Source organism: Nonomuraea sp. C10 (genome assembly GCF_008017515.1).
GTDB lineage: Bacteria > Actinomycetota > Actinomycetes > Streptosporangiales > Streptosporangiaceae > Nonomuraea > Nonomuraea ferruginea.
The window spans coordinates 1,702,529-1,720,144 of sequence record NZ_VPFF01000003.1; the positions used below are offsets into that span (position 1 = coordinate 1,702,529).

Consider the following 17,616-nt stretch of genomic DNA (forward strand, 5'->3'; position numbering starts at 1 on the left):
GAGACGTGTGCGTTAGAGTGCCATAAGACGTGCTGGTGTGTCCCGCGTGTGCGCCAGGCCAGGAGACGGGACTGCCTCAGGCACGGTGACTTCGACGGGAGACACCATGGTGGGGGTACCTCTGGCTCGCCGTACCAGAAGGAAACCGCGGCATTCGCGGCTCGACGCCGTCCTCGGCTACGCCGCTCTGGGATGGCCGGCCGTGCCGGGCGCTCATCCGCTGCGCAACGGCCCCCGCGCCTGCTCGTGTGACCGCGTCGGCTGTCCCGACCCGGGCGCCCACCCGCTGTCGCCCGCCTGGAACATGCAGGCCACGACCGACACGGCGCAGCTCACCCGCTGGTGGCGCAACGACCCCGAGGCCAACGTCATCCTGCCCACCGGCCGCGTGTTCGACGTGTTCGACGTGCCGCTCTCCACCGGACTGTCGGCCCTCGCCAGGATCGACGCCGCCGGAGCTCCCTCAGGCCCGGTCGCCGCCAACGGCGACCGGGTCCTGTTCTATGTGGCCACCCGCGGCAACCCCGACGACGAGGACGAGTGGTGGTCCTGCCAGCTCGACTGCGACCCGGCCACCATCGAGGACACGCCTGGCCTGCGCTGGCACTGCCGCGACAGCTACGTCCTCGCCCCGCCGTCCACCCTCACCACCGGACAGCCGGTCTCCTGGCTGCGCACCCCCGACGGCCGCCCGCTCCCCGACCCGCTCCGCGTGCTGGAGTGGCTCGCCGACTAACCTGTTTCGGGTGAGCCGTACAAAGAACTCCGACGATCTGTTCGCCCGCGCCAGCGCCGTCGTGCCGGGCGGGGTGAACTCTCCGGTCCGCGCGTTCGGCGCGGTCGGCGGCACGCCGCGCTTCATGGTCTCCGGCCAGGGGCCCTACATCACCGACGCCGACGGCAACCGCTACGTCGACCTGGTGTGCTCGTGGGGTCCGATGATCCTGGGTCACCGGCACCCCGCGGTCGTGGAGGCGGTGGCCGAGGCGGCCTCGCGCGGCTTCTCGTACGGGACCGCGACCCCGGGAGAGGTCGAGCTGGCCGAGGAGATCGTGGCCCGGGTGGCGCCCGTGGAGAAGGTGCGGCTGGTCAGCTCCGGCACCGAGGCGACGATGAGCGCGGTGCGGCTGGCCCGCGGGTTCACCGGCCGGTCCAAGGTCGTCAAGTTCGCCGGCTGCTACCACGGTCACGTCGACGCGCTGCTGGCGTCGGCCGGGTCGGGGGTGGCCACGTTCGGGCTGCCCGACACGCCTGGCGTGACCGGCGCCTCGGCTGCCGACACGATCGTGCTGCCCTACAACGCGATCGACCTGGTCGAGCAGGCCTTCGAGGCGGCGGAGATCGCCTGCGTCATCACCGAGGCGTGCCCGGCCAACATGGGCATCGTGCCGCCGCTCGACGGCTTCAACAGCCGCCTGCGCGAGCTGTGCACCCGCCACGGGGCGCTGCTCATCGTGGACGAGGTCCTGACGGGCTTCCGCGTCTCGCGCTCCGGATGGTACGGGCTGGACCCGGTCGAGGCCGACCTGATGACGTTCGGCAAGGTCATGGGCGGAGGGCTCCCGGCGGCGGCGTTCGGCGGGCGCGCCGACGTCATGGCGCATCTGGCTCCCGAGGGTCCCGTCTACCAGGCGGGCACCCTGTCGGGCAACCCGCTGGCCTGCGCCGCCGGGCTGGCCACACTGCGCGCGCTCGACGACGCCGCCTACGCCGAGGTCGGCGCCGCCGCCCGCGCCGTCGCCGAGGCCGCCACCTCGGCGCTGACGGCCGCCGGCGTGCCGCACCGGCTGCAGACGGCGGGCACCCTGTTCTCCATCTTCTTCACCGACCGGCAGGTCACGGACTTCGCCGACGCCCAGACCCAGAGCACCGCGGCCTACAAGGCGTTCTTCCACTCGATGCTGGACCAGGGCGTCTACCTGCCGCCGTCGGCGTACGAGGCGTGGTTCCTGTCCGCCTCCCACGACGACGACGCGCTGAGCCTGGTGGCCGACGCCCTCCCGGCCGCCGCCAAGGCCGCCGCCGCGGCCCTCTGACCCGCACGTGACAGAGGCCCTCCCGGCCAAGGTCCTCGCCCCCCAGGCGCTCCGCGCCACCGAGCTCGGGCTCCTCTCAGCGGGGAGCCCAGCTCCCCTTGGCAAGGGGCCTCCCGGCCCCCTGCACCCCCGAGTGTGAGGCGGGTCTAACCGGAACACGTGAGGCAGGCAACGGCGGGGTGAGGCTCGTTGGTGCCGCATGCTCCCAGAGCGCCGACAGCGGGGTGAAGAAGATCCGGTCGCCCGACGGCAGGTTCGTGTCGCCGAGGTGGAGCACGTACCCGGCGCGGAAGCGGTCGCCCAGGTTGTCTCGCAGCCAGCGCAGATACCGGGCGTCGTCCGGCTTCGGCGTGGCCGAAGCCTTGACCTCGATGCCGATGACCGTGCCGTCCCGGCGTTCCAGGATGAAGTCGACCTCGCGTTTGTCCCGATCTCGGTAGTGGCGCAGGGCGACGTGCCGCTGGGCGAACGTCGTCAGTTTGAGCAACTCGGCGAAGACGAACGTTTCGAGTAGCCCGCCGAGTGCCGGGTGGCCTGGGGCCAGCAGGGCGTCGGCGTCCACATCCAGTAGATGGGAAGCCAGACCGCTGTCGGTCACATAGGTCTTCGGAGCGTGCGTCACCCGGGAGGAGAAGTTGTTCGACCAGGCCGGGGCGGAGGCGACGAGGAAGACCGTCTCCAGGTAGGCGAGATAGGAGCGGACGGTCGCCGCGTCGAGCCCGAGACTGTTGGCGAGCTGGGCCAGGACGAGCTGCCCGCCCGCGCGGGCGGCGACCAGCGCGATCAGATCGGGGATCGCGCCGGCCTTGCCGACGTGCGCGAACTCCCGGATGTCGCGGGAGATCACGGTGTCGAGGTAGCCGTGGAACCAATTACTCAGGGCGAGGGGGGAGCTGAGGCGGAGGACCTCGGGATAGCTGCCCTGGCAGATCAGCCGGAGGTAGTCCTCCCGCGTCCAGGCTGACCGCCGCTCGGTTACCGACGTTGGATCGGCGAACACCTGGTCGCAGAAGCCGCCGGTGCCGCCGGTGCGTTCGGCTATGGCGAATGGCCACAGATCGACGAAGACCACCCGTCCCGCGAGAGACTCCGACAGGGTGGGCACACTGAGGAATCGGGTGGATCCGGAGAGGACGAACTGGCCGGGGCGCCAGTCCTCGTCCACGACCTGCTTGATGGCCAGAACCAAGGGGTCGCCGGCGCGCTGGATCTAGTCGATGATGACGGGCTGCGGCTGCTGGCGGGCGAAGGTCCGGGGATCGTCGCGGGCGATCGCGAGCTGTGACGGGTCGTCGAGAGTGGCGAAAGTGGCGTCACCGAAGCGCCTGCACGACTGCAGGAGCGTCGTCTTGCCGCACTGGCGTGGGCCGTTGACGACGACGATCCGCAGCTCGTTGAGCAGCTCCTTAAGCCGGCTTGCAGCGAGCCGGGGCACGAGATCCATCTAGTCTCCGAAGTGGGAATTCACGGTCTGCGAGCGCTATTCTCCCAAATCTGCCAGAGATCCAATCCCTGATCCGCGGACGAATTTTCCCTGATCTGCCGTGCCCTGAGTCGCTATTTCGCGAGCGTGGCTTTCCCTGGTTCGCGGGCACGTGGTTCCGCGATCCGACGGCGTGGGCGGGTGCCCGCGTACAGGACGCCGGTGACGATGAGGACGGCGGCGGCGATGCGGAGCCAGGTGAAGGGCTCGCCGGTGAAGAGGGCGGCCGAGGTCATGCCGAAGACCGGCACGAGGAGCGTGTAGGGGGCGACGGTGGAGGCGTCGTAGCGGCGCAGGAGGAAGCCCCAGACGCCGAAGCCGACGAGTGTCGAGACGAAGGCCACGTACAGGAGGGACAGCCAGCCCTCCAGCGGGGCCGTCAGGGTGGGGACGCCCTCCAGCCAGAGTGACAGGAGCAGGAGCGGCGGCGACGACAGGGCGCTGACCCAGACCATGAAGCGCAGCGAGTCGGGCGGGGCGGCCTTGCGCTGGGCGATGTTGCCGAGGCCCCAGGCCGCGGCGGCGGCGACGCACAGGGCGAAGGCGCCGATCGGGCCGGAGGCGCCGAAGTCGAGCGCCACCAGGGCCAGGCCGCCGAACGCGACGGCCAGGCCCGTCACCCGGCGCGCGGTGAGGCGCTCGCCGAGGAGCGTCACCGCGAACAGGATCGTGAACAGCACCTGCATCTGCAGGACCAGCGAGGTCAGCCCGGCCGGCATGCCGGCCCGCATGCCCACGAGCAGCAGGGCGAACTGGCCGGCGCCGGTCGTGGCGGCGACCGCGGCGATCCAGCGCCAGGGCACGGCCGGGCGGCCGACCAGGAGCAGGGCGGGGAAGGCCGCCATCGCGAACCGCAGGCCCGCGTACAGCAGGGGCGGGAAGTGCTCCAGCCCCACCTGCATGACGACGAAGTTGACCCCCCAGACGGCGGCCAGCCCGATGGCGAGCGCCAGATGAGGGGGTCTCAGCGTGTTCACGGCGATCCTGTGGATCGCGGCTCGGCCCCGGGGTTCATGCGGGGATCTAGGCGGCCTTGCGGACCCGGGCGGCGCGCTGCTCGCGGGCCTGCTCGGCGAGGGTCTTCAGGTACGAGGTGGACTGGAACGACTTCTGCTTCGGCTTAAGGATTCGCATGCAACTATTTTCCAACGCTACAGAGTGAAGGACAAGCGAGACTTTCTACGCTTAACGCTTTAGACTCGCTTACATGTTGGACCTCAACCGGCTCAAGGCCCTCCACGCCGTGCACGTCTACGGCTCCGTCGGAGCCGCCGCCGACGCGCTGATGGTCACCCCCTCGGCCGTGTCGCAGCAGATAGCCAAGCTGGAGCGGGAGACCGGCGCGCGGCTGGTCGAGCGCAACGGGCGCGGGGTGCGGCTGACGGACGCCGCCGGGCTGCTCGCCGAGCACGCGGAGCGCATCCTCGCCCTGGTCGAGACCGCCGAAGCCGACTTCGAGGCGCTGCGCGGCCAGGTCGTCGGCAGGCTCAACGTGGGCGCGTTCCCGACCGCCGCCCGCGGCCTGATGCCGCTCACCCTCGCCGAGCTCCGGCAGCGCCACCCCGACCTGTCGGTGCAGCTGTACGAGCGCGAGCCTGAACGGGTGGTCCGCGAGGTCGCCAGGGGAGAGCTCGACCTGGTGGTCGTGCAGGACTGGCTCAACCGGCCGATGCCCATCCCCGACGGCCTGTCCAGGAAGACGCTGCTCGAGGACATCGCCGACGTGGCGCTCCCCGCGAACCACCCGCTGGCCGGCGAACGGGAGATCCAGCTGTCCGCGCTCTGCGGCGAGCGGTGGATCAGCTCCTCGCCCGGCACCATCTGCCACGACTGGCTGGTGTTCACGCTGCGCAGCGCCGAGCTGGAGCCGGAGATCGCCTCCATGGCCGACGAGTACCCCACCCAGCTCGCGCTGGTCGCGGCCGGGCTCGGCTGCGCGATCGTGCCGCGCCTGGGCCGCGACCCGGTGCCGGCGGGCGTCCGGCTGGTCCCCCTGCTGCCGCGCCAGACCCGCCGGATCTACGCGCTCTGGCGCAGCGACGCCGCCCGCCGCCCCGCCATCAGGGCGACGGTCGACGCTCTCGTACGGGCGGGCGAAACCGCGCAGGACGGCTGGATCAGCTGAGCGCGATGGCCACCACGCCGCCGACGATCACGCCCGCGGCCAGCAGGCGGTGGCGCAGCCCGTCCTCGGCGAGCAGCCGCCCGCCCAGCACGACCGCGATCAGCACGCTCATCTCGCGCGCCGGCGCGACCAGGCTCACCGGCGCCCTGGTGAACGCCACCAGCACCAGCAGGTAGGACACGAAGATGAGCACCGCCGCCGTCACGATCGTGCCCCGGTGCGCCCGCCAGGCCGCCGCCATCAGCGCCCGCCGCCGCCCGCGCAGCACGAAAGGGGCCAGCACGATCATGCGCCCCACCTCGCCCAGGTAGTTGAGCAGGATCGGCGCCACCGCGAAGGTGCTCACCACCCGCGAGTCCCACACCGTGTAGGCGGCGATGAACACCCCGGTGGCCAGCCCGAACGCCAGCCCTTTCAGGTCCGCCCCGCCGGCGCGCCCGCTCATCAGGAACACCCCGGCGCCCACCAGGAGGATCCCGGCGATCCCCACCGGCGTCGGCCGCTCGCCCAGGAACAGCACCGCCACCAGGCTCGCCAGCATCGGCCCCGTGCCGCGCGCCACCGGGTAGACGATCGACAGGTCGCCGCTGCCGTACCCCCGCTGCAGCAGCAGGAAGTACGTCATGTGGATCGCGGTGCTGACCCCGATCACCGCCAGGTCCGCCCACCCCACCCGGGGCCGCGCCACCAGCAGGAACCCGGCGAACAGCGGGCTCCACACCACCGCGCCCGCCGCCGCCACGAGCCAGACGAACACCAGGCCGTCGACGTGCGCGGCCTTCTTGCTCAGGAGGTTCCACGACGCGTGCGCGACCGCCGCGACCAGGACGAGAACCAGAGCCAGAGGATCCAATCGGCGGCTCCTTCCGGGAGGCCCCGACTTTACTCCGGTGGCGATCAGCCCTGGCGATCAGGGACCGCCGAGCGGATAAGCTGAGGCCACCATGGCTGAAACCACCGTCGTCCACCTGCTGCGCCACGGTGAGGTGCACAATCCCGGCGGCATTCTCTACGGCAGGCTGCCGGGCTACCACCTGTCTGAGACGGGCGAGCTGATGGCCAAGACCGTCGCCAAGGCGGTGTCCGGGCGCGACATCGTGGCCGTCTACAGCTCGCCGCTGGAGCGCGCCCGCGAGACCGCGGCCCCCGTCGCCGCCGCCCACGGGCTTGAGGTGATCATCGAGGAGCGGCTGCTGGAGGCCGGCAACCTGCTCGAAGGCCGGGCCGTCGGGCAAGGGCTGCAGATCCTGCGCAGCCCGCGCAACTACCGCTACTTCTGGAACCCGATGCGTCCTTCCTGGGGCGAGCCCTATCCGGTGATCGTCGCGCGCATGCGCACGGCCATTGACGACGCCAGGGAGGCGGGGCGCGGCCACGAGGTCGTCATGGTCAGCCACCAGCTGCCCATCTGGGCCGTCCGGATGGCGGCGGAGGGCCGGCGCAGGCTCTGGCACGACCCCAGACGCAGGCAGTGCGCCCTGGCCAGCCTGACCACGCTCACGTTCGAGGGCGACCGGCTCGTCAGCGTCGGCTACAGCGAGCCTGCCGGGTCGATCGACAGGGGCCCCAGCGTGCCGGGCGCCTGACCGCGCCGGTAGAGTTGCAAGCTCTACCGCTTGTAGTACAAGGAGATCTTCCTCCCGTGCGCGCCAAGTCAATCTCCCTGGTCCTCCTCGCCGTTCTGGTGACGGGATGCGCCGGCAGTCAGAGCGGGCAACCGCAGGCGGGCGACACGCGATTCGTCGCGGGCGACGGGAAGATGCAGGTGTTCGAGGCCGCCGACCGCAAGCCCGCGCCGGCGGTCGAGGGCCCGACCCTCGACGGCGGCACGGCCTCGCTGGCCGCGCACCAGGGCAAGGTCGTCGTGATCAACTTCTGGGCGTCCTGGTGCGCGCCCTGCCGGGCCGAGGCCCCGGTGCTCAAGGAGGTCGCGGCCGAGACCAAGGCCGGCGGCGTGGAGTTCATCGGCGTCGACTTCAAGGACCGCAAGGCCGACGCGCTGGCCTTCGAACGCACCGAGGGCACCGGCTACCCGAGCATCTACGACCAGCCGGGCAAGGTCGCCCTGGCCTTCCAGGGCACGGTGCCGCCCGCCGCCATCCCGTCCACGCTCATCATCGACAAGCAGGGCCGGATCGCGGCCAGGGCGCTCGGCGCGGTCCGCTACACCGACCTGAAGAACGCGGTGCTCAAGGTGCGCGATGAGTGACGTCGTCGCCTCCGGCTCCCTGCTGCTGGCCGTGCCGATCGCGTTGCTGGCGGGGCTGGTGTCGTTCCTGTCGCCGTGCGTGCTGCCGCTGGTCCCGGGCTATCTCTCGTACGTGACGGGCATGAGCGACGATCCCAAGCGGGGGCGGCTGGTGCTCGGCACCACGCTGTTCGTGGCCGGGTTCGCGGCCGTGTTCGTGCTCAGCGGCGCCCTGTTCGGGCAGCTCGGCCAGGCCATGCTGGTCAACGCCGACCTGATCACGCGGGTGCTCGGTGTGCTGACGATCCTGCTCGGGCTGGCCTTCATGGGCGTCTTCCCGCAGCTGATGCGCGACGTGCGCATCCACCGGCTGCCCGCCGCGGGGCTCGCCGGGGCGCCGCTGCTCGGCGTGGTGTTCGGGCTCGGCTGGACGCCGTGCATCGGGCCCACCCTGGCCGTGGTGCTCACGCTCGGGCTGAACGAGGGCAGCGCCTCGCGCGGCGCGCTGCTGGCCGTCGCCTACGCGCTGGGGCTCGGGCTGCCGTTCGTCGTCGCCGCCCTGGCCTACAGCAAGGCGCTACGTACGTTCCGCGCCATCCGCCGGCACTCCCGGCTGATCACCAGGATCGGCGGCGGCATGATGGTGGCCGTCGGGGTGGCCCTGGTCACCGGCCTGTGGGGAGAGATGATCGCGACCATGCAAGGGCTCATCGGCGGATTCAGGCCGGTGATCTGATGACGGTCTCCGACCTGGAGCGGAAGCAGGAGCCGAAGCGGGCAGGGCTGGGCCCGGCGGGCTGGCTCCGCTGGTCCTGGCGCACGCTCACCTCGATGAAGACGGCGCTGCTCCTGCTGTTCCTGTTCGCGCTGGCCAGCATCCCCGGCTCACTGATCCCGCAGCGCGGCGTCGAGCCCGACCAGGTGGCGCGCCTCTACGACGAGAGCCCGGGCCTGGCCGTCTGGTACGACCGGTTCCAGCTCTTCGACGTCTTCAGCTCCGTCTGGTTCGCCGCCATCTACCTGCTGCTGTTCACCTCGCTGATCGGCTGCATCGTCCCGCGCACCGGCACCTACCTGCGCGAGCTGCGCCGCAAGCCGCCCGCCGCGCCGCGCAACCTGTCCAGGCTGCCCCACCACGCCGCCTTCGAGAGCGACCTGACCGTCGAGGAGGCCGCCCGGCGGCTGCGCAAACTGCGCTTCCGGGTGGTCACCGGAGACGGCTGGGTGGCCGCCGAGAAGGGCTACCTGCGCGAGACCGGCAACCTGCTCTTCCACGTCGCGCTGCTCGGCCTGCTGGCGGCCGTCGGCATCGGCTCCGTGTTCGGCTACCGCGGCAACGTGCTCGTGGTCGAGGGCGACGGGTTCGCCAACACCGTCGCCGCCTACGACCGCTACATGCCGGGGCCGCGGGTCAACGCCGAGTCGCTGGAGCCGTTCGCGTTCGAGCTGAGCGACTTCCAGGCGACCTACCAGGTGGGCGGCGGCAACTCGGGCCAGGAGCTCGACTACTCCGCCCATCTCAAGGTCAACGACTCGCCGGGCGCGCCCGCCCGCGACTACGAGCTGAAGGTCAACGAGCCGCTCGACGTCAACGGCACCCAGACCTACCTCATCGGCCACGGCTACGCCCCCGAGTTCCGGGTCACCGACGGCGAGGGGCAGGTCGCCTTCGAGGGGCCGGTGCCGTGCCTCATCGAGGACAAGCCGACGCTCACCTCCGGATGCGTGGTCAAGGTGCCCGACGCCCAGCCGTCGCAGCTCGGGTTCCTGCTGCGTTTCCTGCCGACCAGCACGCCGCTCACGGACGGCGGTCACGCCTCGTCCTTCCCCGGCGCGGTCGTCCCGGAGGTGCAGGTTCTCGGCGCGTTCAGCGGCGACCTGGGGCTGCGCTCGGGTGTGCCGCAGTCCGTGTACGAGCTCGCCCCGCCCGAGATCATGAAGAAGCTCGACCCGCTGGTGATGGGCGAGGCGGCGGGCGACCCGCTGGCCGTGGGCAAGTCGCTGGAGCTGCCCGGCGGGGCGGGCAAGCTGGAGTTCACCGGCGTCAAGGAGTGGATCACGCTCCAGATCGCCTACGACCCCGGCCGGCTCCCGGCCCTGCTGGCGGCCGGCACGGCCACCATCGCCATCGTGTTCTCGCTCGTGATCCGCCGCCGCCGGGTGTGGGTGCGGGTCAAGGACGGCAGGGCCGACGTGGGTGGGCTCACCCGCACCGAGGGCTCCGCGGCGGGGTTCGCCGAGGAGTTCGACGAGATCGTCAAGGAACTAGCAGGAGACAAGGATGTCCGCTGAGACACTGGCAGAGCTGAGCGACCTGTTCGTGGTCGCCGCCGTCCTGCTCTACCTGGCAGCCATGATCGGGTTCGCCGTCGAGCTCGCGTTCGGCCGGGCGCGCGCCGAGACCCGCCAGGTACGGGGCGGCGCCCGCGTTCCGGTGGGCGTGGGCGCCGAGGGCGACACGCCGCACCCGGGAGAGGTCGCGGAGGCGTCAGGCGGAGCCGTGGCCGAAGGGCCCGAGCCGCCGGCCTGGGCGCGCAAGGCCGGCACGGTCGCCCTGGTGATCGCCTGGCTCGGCTGGGCCGCCAACCTGACCGCCATCGCCACGCGCGGCCTGGCCGTCGACCGGTGGCCGTGGGGCAACATGTACGAGTTCGTGGTGGCCATCTGCTTCGCCGCCGTGACCGCGTTCCTGGTCGCCCACCTGCGGCAGAACATCCGCTTCCTCGGGGCCTTCGTCATGGTCTCGGCCGCGCTCGGGCTCGGGCTGGCCGTGCTGAAGTTCTACACGGTGGCGGGGCCGGTGGTGCCGGCGCTCAACTCCTACTGGATCGCCATCCACGTCTCGGCCGCGATCCTGGCCAGCGGCATGTTCGTGCTGGCCGGGGCGTCGGGTGTCCTCTACCTGATCCGCGGTGACGGGCTGTCGCGGCTGCCGTCCAAGGACGACCTGGAGAAGGTCGCGCACAAGGCCATCGTGGTGGCCTTCCCGCTGTGGACGTTCGCCGTCATCGCGGGCGCGCTCTGGGCGGACAAGGCGTGGGGCCGCTACTGGGGCTGGGACCCCAAGGAGGTCTGGTCGTTCATCACCTGGATCGGCTACGCGGCCTACCTCCACGCCCGCGTCACGGCGGGCTGGCGCGGGAACAAGGCGACCATCGTCCAGCTCGTCGCCTTCGCCTGCCTGCTGTTCAACCTGTTCGGCGTGAACATCTTCATCTCCGGGCTCCACAGCTACGCCGACGTCGGCTGACGCGTACCGCGGGCAGCGGAAAGACACCCGGTGGCGGCGCCGGGTGTCACTTTTATGGTCGGAGGAGGTCGGCGGGGGGGGTGTGGGGGAGCCCGTCAGGCCTCGGACTCGCCGCGGAGGCGGCGCTCGAGCTCCTTCAGGAAGTCGGGGTCGTCGTCGGGGCCCTTGGGCATGACCCCGGCCTCACCGGCGACCGGACGTGCCGCGACGACGGCCTTGGGACGGCCGCGCATCATCCAGAAAACGCCGCCGACGATGGGGACCGCGGCGACGATGATCAACCACACGGCTTTGGGGGACTGCTGGACCTCTTCCTCGGGGGTCGTGATGACATCGAACAACGAGAACAGCCAGAAGGCCAGAAGAGCCAGGCCGATTAGAACACCTGCCATGCCCGAACTGTAAGCCATCTTGAGACCGATCGTGCCACCTGATGTCCCATTCAGGATGACTAAGGAAGATCTGCGTCGTACCGTGGAACCCGGTTCCCCCGGGCTGGCGAGAGGTGCGATGGCCATTTCCAGTGACAAGGGACGCCATCGGCGGGGCCGATGGTGGCGGCGCGGGTCCTACCTCTTCTCCCGGCGCACCGAGGCGCCACCCGAGGCGGAGCGCTCGTTCTGGTCCGCCCGCCGCGGCAACCGTACCCGTGAGGTCGACGCCAGGCCGCCGGGCATGGGCGACACCGCGGAGCCGGAACGGTCCCGGCACGCGGGGAAGGACCAGCGTCCCGAGCGCTCGCGCCGTCCGGAGAAGGACCGTGACAAGGACCGGCCGCGCCGCTGGGAGGGACGCGAGCGGCTGTCCGCCGCGGTCGTCGAGGAGCCGCGCTACACCTGGCACGACTTCGAGCTCCTGGACGCCTTACCCCGGGCGCAGCCCAACCGCCCCGACGCGCCGCCGATGGGCGACGGGCTGCGCCACTGCGGCAAGCTGGAGCGGATCCTGCACCGCCAGTGGGACGCCAGGCTGGGCCCGCCGCCCCCCGAGGTGGTCCGCGCCGTGGAGAGTCTGGCGAGGCTGCCCGACCGGCTCAAGGAGAAGCTGGCCGCCGGCCTCGAAGGCATCTACGTCGGCCCCGGCGGCGTTCCCGACCTGGACGACATGGGCTACCTGCGTGGCGCGCCGCTGCCGTCGGGCCGTGCCACCTGGGACATCTGCGCAGGCGCGTACGGCGAGCGCAAGATCGTGGTGGGTGACCGGCCGTCGCCGACGCCCGACGTGATGATGCACGAGGTGGGGCACGCCATCGACGACATCGACTCGGCGTTCGGCGAGTGGGTCTCCGACTCGCCGGACTTCGCGGCGCTGTTCGAGCGGGTGGAGCCGCTGCTGGTGTCCGCGTTCCACCGGCAGGGCGGCGGGCTGGGCCGCAAGGAGTTCTTCGCCGACGCCTTCGCCGCGATCGCCGCGCGCCAGCGTCCGGCCCTGGTGGACATGCTCGGCGGCAACACGCGGCTGGCGCTCGACGTCATGCTGTTCTTCAACAGGCGCTACGGAATCTAGGTGGTAGGCCATGTACGTCATCCGGCTCGCTGACGGCACCCTGAGGGTGCCGCGGAGCCTGGCCAGCGAGGACGGGCGTCTGATCGGCAACGGCTTCGTGGAGATCGGGCCGGACGACCCCGACTACGGCCAATGGCTGCCCGAGTCGGTGACCGAGGAGGAGGCCGCCGAGCGCCGGCGTCGCTGGGTGGAGGAGAACGACGCGCTGGAGCGGGAGTTCCTGGCGTTCAAGGCGGACCAGGACGAGACCTGAGTCCGCCGGAGTGGGGAGAGTGGGCAGGAAGTCTCGCCGGGGCGGGGCGGCTCGGCGGCCTGGCAGGCGCCAGCCACGATCGGCGGTTGGCGCCTTTCACCGTGCTCGCCGCGGGTTGGACCAGTGAGCACGCGGACCGAGGTCCCGTCTCGGTGATCCTGGCTCGCAGGATCACCGACCAGACGGCACGTCAGACGCGCGGGGACTCACCTGCCGGCCTGTCGGCCGTAAGAACGTCCTCGCCTCGGAGAAGGGCGTGCACTTCCGACTCGCGGAAACGCCGGTGCCCTCCGGGGGTGCGGATACTGCTGATGCGGCCTGCCGCAGCCCAGCGCGTAACCGTCTTTGGGTCTACCCGGAAGAGGGCGGCAACCTCTCCAGGGGTCAGCAGACGCTCGCTGCTACTCTCCACCAATCTCTCCCCCTCGCATCCCGCTTCCTGCCAGCGGGCGGACAGGTAACTAGTGTGTCGAGCGAAGCCTGATTTATCCGTGGTTTTCTACAAAGATCACGGGTTGTTATCAGCTGACTGCCCGATTGTTATATGATAGAGCCTCTTTGGGGCTCTCGTGGGTGTTTCTTTACGAAACACCCTAACTGGGAACAGTAGCAGCGCTCGCGCCCGATGCGAAGAGCGAGCGGTGCGAGGGGCCGAGTAATCTCGACACCGTGCATCCCGTTCTCGTTTACACCGCCTCGCGGATCGGCCTGTTCGTCATTGCCTTCGGCGTGTTGTGGCTGACTGGGCTGCAGCACCCCCTGCTCCTGATCGGGGGCGCGTTCCTGGTCAGCGGATTCGCCAGCTTCGTCCTGCTGTCCAAGCAGCGTGACGCGGTGAGCGCCCGCCTCAGCAACAAGCTGGACCGCCCCAAGCCGCAGGACGACTAGGGCAGAGGGAACATGCCAATCCGGGCATGGTACTCCCCACCGAGTCTCGTCGTGTCGCTACCGACAAGTAGTCCTGTGGGATGCGCGTAAAACGCCTTCACGCCGATCCCGCGCTCCCGGCCCGGATTCCAACTCAGCGCCTTTCCGGTGCGCGGATGAATGGCCCCGATGCCCTCGCGCGGCACCGCCCCCGGACCTGCGGAGTCGCGGCCCTGCGGATTGTTCAGCCAGCGCTGGTGGCCGCCCACGTACACGGCCGCGCCGGTGACCGACACCGAGTAGAGCGAGTCGCCGCCGGTGCTGTTGGTCCAGGTGGGTTCGAGGTCCTTGCCGCTCGCGTACGTCTCGAACCGGGCGGCGGTGTCGCACATGCCGCGGCGCGGGCCGCCGGTGGTCACGACCACGAAGTAGCGGCCGTCCGGTGAGACGTCCAGGCCGCGCACGTACCAGGGGAACGCCTCCATGCACGTGCCAGCGTAGACGCCGGTGCGCCACGGGGCGACCCTGGCCACGGGGCGGCTCACGTCCACGACGCCGAGCTGCGGGCGCGAGTGCCCGTCGAGGGTGGTGAAGTTGCCGTCGACCACCAGCCGGTCCTTGGTCAGAGCCAGGGCGTGCACCCTGACCTTCCTGGTGAGCGGCTCGCCGGGGACGACGCCGAAGTCCGCGTCGACCGCGCCGGTGGCGGCGTCCAGCCGGGCCAGGGCGGCACGCGGGCGGGTGAAGTCGCCGCCCGCGTAGAGGTGGGAGCCGCGCAGCGCGAGCGTGGTGACAGCGCCGCCGGACACGCGCGGCCTGAAGGACTTCACCGGCCGGCCGGTGGCCAGGTCGAGCCGGGCCAGGGCGCGGGCCGGGGTGGCGCCGACGACCGAGAAGTCGCCGCCCACGTAGACCGTGCCGTCCGGGCCGGGGGCCAGGCTGTGGACCGTTCCTCCCACGTCGGGGGAGAAGTCGGTCAGCACGCGGCCGGTCCGCAGGTCGTAGGCGAACAGGTTGTCGCGTGCGTACCTCACGGTCCTGGACGCGTCGGCCACCTCGCTGAAGGAGCCGCCGACGACGACGGTGCCGCCGACGACGGTGATGGAGTGGACGATGCCGTCGAGCACGTGAGGGGTGCTGTCGACAGGGTCGGCCGAGACCACGCCGGAATGCGCGGTGGGGGCCGCTGCGATGATCGCCGCCAGGGCGACTCGGGCAAGCATTCAGCAATTCTTAGCAGACGGTAAGTAATCTCGTGGCTACTTTCCGTCAATTGTCGGGTTGGCCATAGGCTTGACTCCATGACGCGCGCTCAACTGGACAAGAAGCCGGGGGAGGTCGCGGCGATGTTCGACCGCACCGCCCGGCGCTACGACCTGGTCAACGACGTGATCTCCCTCGGGCAGGTCAGGCTGTGGCGCAAGGCGGTGGCCCAGGCCGTCGACGCCGGTCCCGGCGAGGTCGTGCTCGACCTCGGAGCCGGCACGGGCATGTCCACCGAGTCCTTCACCGGGCTGGGCGCGCGGGCGATCGCCTCCGACTTCTCGCTCGGCATGCTCCGGGTGGGCGTACGGCGCCGCGGCGGCAACGCGCTGACCGGCGAGGGGATCCCGTTCGTCGCCGGCGACGCGATGCGGCTGCCGTTCGCCGACGACTCGTTCGACGCGGTGACGATCTCGGTCGCGCTGCGCAACGTGCACGACACCGGCCAGGCGCTGCGCGAGATGCTCAGGGTGACCAGGCCGGGAGGGCGGCTGGTGGTCATGGAGTTCTCCCACGTCACCGTGCCGGTGCTGGATCTGCTCTACCGCGAGTATCTGATGAGGATGCTGCCCAAGGTGGCCCAGGTGTTCGGCTCCAACGACGACTCCTACGAGTATCTGGCGGAGTCGATCAGAGACTGGCCCGACCAGCGGAGGCTGGCGCGTACGATTCAGGAAGCCGGCTGGGGGCGCGTCGCCTGGCGCAACCTGACCTGCGGCATCGTGGCCATTCACCGGGGCTTCAAGCCGTCCGTCCCGGAAGCGTGACGACGGACATGATCTACTGGGTCATGAAGGCCCCCCGGCTGCCACTTTGTCCTGGAAAAGGGTTAGACTGACGGGCCGGAAAGTTTGTGAAGAGGTTCACAAAGGACCACGCCCGGATAACACCCCGTTGTAGGACAGGACCAGGCCCGTGACCGTGCCAGCAGCCCGCAAGGCTGACGCCGACGTCATCGTCGTCGGCGCCGGTCCCGCCGGTTCCGCGACCGCCTTCTACCTCGCGCGGGCCGGCCTCGACGTGCTCGTGCTGGAGAAGACCCGGTTCCCCAGGGAGAAGGTCTGCGGCGACGGCCTGACCCCGCGCGCCGTCAAGCAGCTGCTCAACATGGGCGTCGACGTCGACGCCCCCGGCTGGGTCAGGAACAAGGGCCTGCGCGTGGTCGGCGGCGGCCTGCGGTTCGAGCTCGACTGGCCCCAGCTGGAGCGCTTCCCCGACTTCGGCCTCGTCCGCACCCGCCAGGACTTCGACCAGATACTCGCCGCCCACGCGGAGGCGGCCGGCGCGCGCCTGATGCAGGGCGTCACCGTCACCGGCCCGGTGCTCGACGACCGCAGCGGCCACGTCACCGGCGTGACCACCAAGGACGGCGCGACCTACCGCGCCCGCGTGGTGGTGGCCGCCGACGGCAACAGCACCCGCCTGGCCCTCGGCATGGGCCTGCACAAGCGCGAGGACCGTCCGATGGGCGTGGCGGTGCGCACCTACTTCACGAGTCCCCGCCACGACGACGACTACCTCGAGACCTGGCTGGAGCTGTGGGACGAGGAGACGCTGCTGCCCGGCTACGGCTGGGTGTTCGGCGTCGGCGACGGCACCGCCAACGTGGGGCTCGGGCTGCTCAACACCAGCTCCCACTTCGGCAACATCGACTACCGCGACCTGCTCAAGCGGTGGTGCAAGGCCATGCCCGCCGAGTGGGGCTTCACCGAGGAGAACATGACGGCCCCGATCCGTGGCGCCGCCCTCCCGATGGCCTTCAACCGGCAGCCCCACTACACCCGCGGTCTCGTCCTGGTCGGCGACTCCGGCGGGTCGATCAACCCGTTCAACGGCGAGGGCATCGCCTACGCGATGGAGACCGGCGAGATCGCCGCCGAGGTCATCGCCCGCGCGCTCGCCCCCCGCACCACCCCCGCGCAGCGCGAACGCCTGCTGCGCGACTATCCGCGCCTGCTCAAGGACGCCTACGGCGGCTACTTCACCCTGGGCAGGGTGTTCGTCGAAGCGATCGGGAGGCCGGGTGTGATGAGCTTCGGCACCAGGCATGGGCTTCCCCACCCCAGACTGATGCGCTTCGCGCTCAAACTCCTTGGTAATCTCACCGACCGGCGAGGCGATGCGTCAGACAAGATCATCAACGCACTCTCGAAAGTCGCGCCACGAGCATGATTCCCACACTCACCCGGCAAACACTTAGATCTCGCCGCGCGCCCGAGCGCGTGGCGGCGCAAGAGGAGGCGTAGCGATGGACCTTTACGTGCCCATCCTGGTGCTCGCCGTTCTCGCGGGGGGCTTCGCGATCTTCTCGGTCGCCATCGCTCCCTTCACCGGTCCCAAGCGCTGGAACCGCGCCAAGCTCGACGCGTACGAATGCGGTATCGAGCCGACGCCCCAGCCAGTCGGTGGCGGACGGTTCCCGCTGAAATACATGGTCACGGCGATGCTCTTCATCGTCTTCGACATCGAGATCATCTTTCTCTACCCGTGGGCCGTCTCGTTCGCGCCGCTCACCAACGACGCCGGCCAGGTGATCGCCTCTGGCCTGGGCGTGTTCGCGCTCGTGGAGATGCTGCTGTTCATCGTCACCGTCCTGGTCGCCTACGCGTACGTATGGCGCCGTAAGGGTCTGGAGTGGGACTGAC

The 17,616-nt window shown here is 70.6% G+C and carries 20 protein-coding genes and 1 pseudogene; 14 read left to right on the forward strand and 7 right to left on the reverse strand.

Going from position 1 to position 17,616, the window contains the following annotated elements; translation table 11 throughout:
* Positions 1–106: 106 nt before the first annotated feature.
* Together FR742_RS39745 and hemL are read left to right on the forward strand one after the other, a co-directional pair.
* Entirely contained in the window at positions 107–736 is a 630-nt protein-coding gene (locus tag FR742_RS39745; protein ID WP_148036355.1) for a bifunctional DNA primase/polymerase, read from the forward strand.
* 10 nt (positions 737–746) lie between these two features.
* Positions 747–2,036 carry a glutamate-1-semialdehyde 2,1-aminomutase gene (gene hemL / locus FR742_RS39750; RefSeq protein ID WP_148036356.1) on the forward strand — a complete coding sequence of 430 codons (1,290 nt, stop codon included), beginning with the start codon at positions 747–749 and terminating at the stop codon, positions 2,034–2,036.
* A 76-nt stretch (positions 2,037–2,112) separates the two neighbouring features.
* On the opposite strand, the gene FR742_RS39755 is transcribed toward hemL, so the two are convergent.
* The 3 genes and pseudogenes from FR742_RS39755 to FR742_RS39760 all read right to left on the reverse strand — a co-directional run bounded on the left by FR742_RS39755 (position 2,113) and on the right by FR742_RS39760 (position 4,496).
* The gene (locus FR742_RS39755; protein WP_396991019.1) at positions 2,113–3,108 is read right to left on the reverse strand and encodes an ATP-binding protein; all 996 of its coding nucleotides are present in this window, start codon (positions 3,106–3,108) and stop codon (positions 2,113–2,115) included.
* A pseudogene (locus tag FR742_RS46695) lies at positions 3,082–3,480 on the reverse strand (AAA family ATPase); the annotation flags it as partial. The pseudogene FR742_RS46695 and the gene FR742_RS39755, both read right to left, overlap by 27 nt.
* Before the next feature lie 113 nt (positions 3,481–3,593).
* On the reverse strand, positions 3,594–4,496 hold the full coding sequence (locus FR742_RS39760; RefSeq protein WP_261809034.1) for an EamA family transporter: 903 nt from the start codon (positions 4,494–4,496) through the stop codon (positions 3,594–3,596).
* 230 nt (positions 4,497–4,726) lie between these two features.
* On the opposite strand from FR742_RS39760, the gene FR742_RS39765 reads away from it, so the two are divergent.
* A complete protein-coding gene (locus tag FR742_RS39765; RefSeq protein WP_148036357.1) occupies positions 4,727–5,644 on the forward strand; it encodes a LysR family transcriptional regulator in 918 nt (305 codons plus the stop codon).
* Here the strand turns inward: FR742_RS39765 and FR742_RS39770 are convergent.
* A complete protein-coding gene (locus FR742_RS39770) occupies positions 5,637–6,497 on the reverse strand; it encodes a DMT family transporter (protein WP_148036358.1) in 861 nt (286 codons plus the stop codon). The two genes, FR742_RS39765 and FR742_RS39770, sit on opposite strands and share 8 nt — an antisense overlap.
* Positions 6,498–6,588: 91 nt before the next feature.
* Between FR742_RS39770 and FR742_RS39775 the strand changes: the two genes are divergently transcribed.
* The 5 genes from FR742_RS39775 to ccsA are packed head-to-tail and all read left to right on the forward strand — an operon-like array spanning position 6,589 to position 11,082.
* On the forward strand, positions 6,589–7,230 hold the full coding sequence (locus tag FR742_RS39775) for a histidine phosphatase family protein (protein WP_148036359.1): 642 nt from the start codon (positions 6,589–6,591) through the stop codon (positions 7,228–7,230).
* 56 nt (positions 7,231–7,286) lie between these two features.
* A complete protein-coding gene (locus tag FR742_RS39780; protein WP_148036360.1) occupies positions 7,287–7,853 on the forward strand; it encodes a TlpA disulfide reductase family protein in 567 nt (188 codons plus the stop codon).
* Positions 7,846–8,568, forward strand: a complete 723-nt coding sequence (locus FR742_RS39785; RefSeq protein ID WP_148036361.1) for a cytochrome c biogenesis CcdA family protein — start codon at positions 7,846–7,848, stop codon at positions 8,566–8,568. The genes FR742_RS39780 and FR742_RS39785 overlap by 8 nt, the downstream gene beginning before the upstream one ends.
* Entirely contained in the window at positions 8,568–10,124 is a 1,557-nt protein-coding gene (locus FR742_RS39790; protein ID WP_148036362.1) for a cytochrome c biogenesis protein ResB, read from the forward strand. Before FR742_RS39785 ends, FR742_RS39790 begins: the two co-directional genes overlap by 1 nt.
* Positions 10,114–11,082 (forward strand): cytochrome c biogenesis protein CcsA, encoded by a 969-nt coding sequence (ccsA, locus tag FR742_RS39795; protein WP_148036363.1) that lies wholly within the window; start codon positions 10,114–10,116, stop codon positions 11,080–11,082. The genes FR742_RS39790 and ccsA overlap by 11 nt, the downstream gene beginning before the upstream one ends.
* A 95-nt stretch (positions 11,083–11,177) precedes the next feature.
* On the opposite strand, the gene FR742_RS39800 is transcribed toward ccsA, so the two are convergent.
* Positions 11,178–11,474, reverse strand: a complete 297-nt coding sequence (locus FR742_RS39800) for a PLD nuclease N-terminal domain-containing protein (protein WP_148036364.1) — start codon at positions 11,472–11,474, stop codon at positions 11,178–11,180.
* A gap of 118 nt (positions 11,475–11,592) precedes the next feature.
* On the opposite strand from FR742_RS39800, the gene FR742_RS39805 reads away from it, so the two are divergent.
* Entirely contained in the window at positions 11,593–12,588 is a 996-nt protein-coding gene (locus FR742_RS39805; protein ID WP_148036365.1) for a hypothetical protein, read from the forward strand.
* A 10-nt stretch (positions 12,589–12,598) separates the two neighbouring features.
* The gene (locus tag FR742_RS39810; protein ID WP_148036366.1) at positions 12,599–12,841 is read left to right on the forward strand and encodes a hypothetical protein; all 243 of its coding nucleotides are present in this window, start codon (positions 12,599–12,601) and stop codon (positions 12,839–12,841) included.
* 190 nt (positions 12,842–13,031) lie between these two features.
* Here the strand turns inward: FR742_RS39810 and FR742_RS39815 are convergent, their stop codons facing one another.
* Positions 13,032–13,253, reverse strand: coding sequence for a BldC family transcriptional regulator (locus tag FR742_RS39815; protein WP_026214226.1), 222 nt, complete (start codon positions 13,251–13,253; stop codon positions 13,032–13,034).
* A 257-nt stretch (positions 13,254–13,510) separates the two neighbouring features.
* Between FR742_RS39815 and FR742_RS39820 the strand changes: the two genes are divergently transcribed.
* The gene (locus FR742_RS39820) at positions 13,511–13,729 is read left to right on the forward strand and encodes a DUF4229 domain-containing protein (RefSeq protein WP_148036367.1); all 219 of its coding nucleotides are present in this window, start codon (positions 13,511–13,513) and stop codon (positions 13,727–13,729) included.
* On the opposite strand, the gene FR742_RS39825 is transcribed toward FR742_RS39820, so the two are convergent.
* Positions 13,726–14,931 (reverse strand): hypothetical protein, encoded by a 1,206-nt coding sequence (locus FR742_RS39825; RefSeq protein WP_187281592.1) that lies wholly within the window; start codon positions 14,929–14,931, stop codon positions 13,726–13,728. The two genes, FR742_RS39820 and FR742_RS39825, sit on opposite strands and share 4 nt — an antisense overlap.
* 78 nt (positions 14,932–15,009) lie before the next feature.
* Here FR742_RS39825 and FR742_RS39830 point away from each other — a divergent pair, with 78 nt between their 5' ends.
* From FR742_RS39830 to FR742_RS39840, 3 genes are all read left to right on the forward strand, one after another.
* Positions 15,010–15,738 carry a demethylmenaquinone methyltransferase gene (locus tag FR742_RS39830; protein WP_148036368.1) on the forward strand — a complete coding sequence of 243 codons (729 nt, stop codon included), beginning with the start codon at positions 15,010–15,012 and terminating at the stop codon, positions 15,736–15,738.
* 148 nt (positions 15,739–15,886) lie between these two features.
* Positions 15,887–17,143 carry a geranylgeranyl reductase family protein gene (locus tag FR742_RS39835; RefSeq protein WP_148036369.1) on the forward strand — a complete coding sequence of 419 codons (1,257 nt, stop codon included), beginning with the start codon at positions 15,887–15,889 and terminating at the stop codon, positions 17,141–17,143.
* 76 nt (positions 17,144–17,219) lie between these two features.
* Entirely contained in the window at positions 17,220–17,615 is a 396-nt protein-coding gene (locus FR742_RS39840; RefSeq protein WP_148036370.1) for an NADH-quinone oxidoreductase subunit A, read from the forward strand.
* Position 17,616: the final 1 nt, after the last annotated feature.

Bases quoted from the DNA above. Each gene is read 5' to 3' on its own strand.
- FR742_RS39745 (WP_148036355.1), top strand. From the start codon at position 107: ATGGTGGGGGTACCTCTGGCTCGCCGTACCAGAAGGAAACCGCGGCAT.
- FR742_RS39765 (WP_148036357.1), top strand. From the start codon at position 4,727: ATGTTGGACCTCAACCGGCTCAAGGCCCTCCACGCCGTGCACGTCTAC.
- FR742_RS39775 (WP_148036359.1), top strand. From the start codon at position 6,589: ATGGCTGAAACCACCGTCGTCCACCTGCTGCGCCACGGTGAGGTGCAC.
- FR742_RS39785 (WP_148036361.1), top strand. From the start codon at position 7,846: ATGAGTGACGTCGTCGCCTCCGGCTCCCTGCTGCTGGCCGTGCCGATC.
- FR742_RS39790 (WP_148036362.1), top strand. From the start codon at position 8,568: ATGACGGTCTCCGACCTGGAGCGGAAGCAGGAGCCGAAGCGGGCAGGG.
- ccsA (WP_148036363.1), top strand. From the start codon at position 10,114: ATGTCCGCTGAGACACTGGCAGAGCTGAGCGACCTGTTCGTGGTCGCC.
- FR742_RS39800 (WP_148036364.1), bottom strand. From the start codon at position 11,474: ATGGCAGGTGTTCTAATCGGCCTGGCTCTTCTGGCCTTCTGGCTGTTC.
- FR742_RS39805 (WP_148036365.1), top strand. From the start codon at position 11,593: ATGGCCATTTCCAGTGACAAGGGACGCCATCGGCGGGGCCGATGGTGG.
- FR742_RS39810 (WP_148036366.1), top strand. From the start codon at position 12,599: ATGTACGTCATCCGGCTCGCTGACGGCACCCTGAGGGTGCCGCGGAGC.
- FR742_RS39825 (WP_187281592.1), bottom strand. From the start codon at position 14,931: ATGCTTGCCCGAGTCGCCCTGGCGGCGATCATCGCAGCGGCCCCCACC.
- FR742_RS39830 (WP_148036368.1), top strand. From the start codon at position 15,010: ATGACGCGCGCTCAACTGGACAAGAAGCCGGGGGAGGTCGCGGCGATG.
- FR742_RS39840 (WP_148036370.1), top strand. From the start codon at position 17,220: ATGGACCTTTACGTGCCCATCCTGGTGCTCGCCGTTCTCGCGGGGGGC.